Source organism: Rhodococcus sp. ACS1, assembly GCF_002300155.1.
Lineage (GTDB): Bacteria > Actinomycetota > Actinomycetes > Mycobacteriales > Mycobacteriaceae > Rhodococcus_F > Rhodococcus_F koreensis.
The window spans coordinates 1361274-1362348 of record NZ_NSDZ01000001.1 but is presented as its reverse complement, the minus strand read 5'-3'; the positions used below and the strand labels follow the sequence as shown (position 1 = coordinate 1362348).

1 protein-coding gene is annotated in these 1075 nt (G+C 70.5%); it reads right to left on the bottom strand.

All coding sequences use genetic code 11. The features are described 5' to 3' along the window. Nucleotides 1–70 precede the first annotated feature (70 nt). Nucleotides 71–1006: an RNA polymerase sigma-70 factor gene (locus tag CJ179_RS06605; RefSeq protein WP_072945650.1), complete on the bottom strand. Its 936-nt coding sequence runs from the start codon at nucleotides 1004–1006 to the stop codon at nucleotides 71–73. Between the last annotated feature and the right edge of the window lie 69 nt (nucleotides 1007–1075).

Sequence of the window (1075 nt, the reverse complement as noted above, 5' to 3'; positions counted from 1 at the left end):
TCTCCGAGCGCCCGTGGTGGGAAGGCTCCGCGCCTTCCCACCACGGGCATCGTCAGTTCACGGGTCCGCCTCAGCGGCTCACCGCGGTTTCCCGTTCGACCCGCGACAGTTTCTCGGGGTTGCGCACGATGTAGAGCCCGGTGATCTTGCCGTCGTCCATCCGCACGGCCACGACGTCGTCGATCTCCCCGTCGAGCCGGACGATCAGCGCGGGGGAGCCGTTCATCTGCACGGGTTCGACCGATACCTCGCCGCCGATCCGGGGAAGGCCTGCCGCCAGCAGGCGGCCCACCTTGTCGGCCCCGACGATGGGTCGCAGCACGGCCTGCTTGACTCCGCCGCCGTCACCGAGGAGGACGACGTCCGGTGCGAGCTGGTCGAGCAGGCTCTGCAGGTCGCCCGTCTCGAGCGCCCGTTTGAACGCATCGAGCGCATCCCGGGACTCGGCCGGGGAGACGACGCCCCGCGGCCGGCGCGCCGCGACGTGGGTCCGCGCCCGGTGCGCGATCTGACGGACGGCGTCCGTGCTCTTGTCGACGGCGGCGGCGATCTCCCCGTACTCCAGAGCGAACACCTCACGCAGCACGAACACCGCCCGCTCGGTGGGTGCGAGCGTCTCCAGCACCAGCATCATCGCCATCGACACGCTGTCGGCCAACTCGACGTCCTCGGCCACGTCGGGCGCGGTCAACAGCGGCTCCGGTAGCCAGGGGCCGACGTAGGACTCCCTGCGCCTGCCGACCGTGCGCAGCCGGACCAGCGCCTGGCGGGTGGTGATCCGCACCAGGTACGCCCGCTGATTCCGCACCGTGCCCAGATCGACGCCCGCCCACCGCAGCCACGTCTCCTGCAGGATGTCCTCCGCGTCGGCGGCCGAGCCGAGCATCTCGTAGGCGACGGTGAACAGCAGATTGCGGTGGGCGACGAACGCCTCGGTGGCGGGATCGGAACGAGCATCCGTGCTCCCGCCGCGATCGTCAGGTGTGGTCTGCGACGTGCCGGCCATGGCTGGCTCCTCTTCGTTCTCGACGGTGTCACACACCAGACACCGGGCCCCGCCGTTCTGTGACAACCG

Bases quoted from the DNA above. Each gene is read 5' to 3' on its own strand.
- CJ179_RS06605 (WP_072945650.1), bottom strand. From the start codon at position 1,006: ATGGCCGGCACGTCGCAGACCACACCTGACGATCGCGGCGGGAGCACG.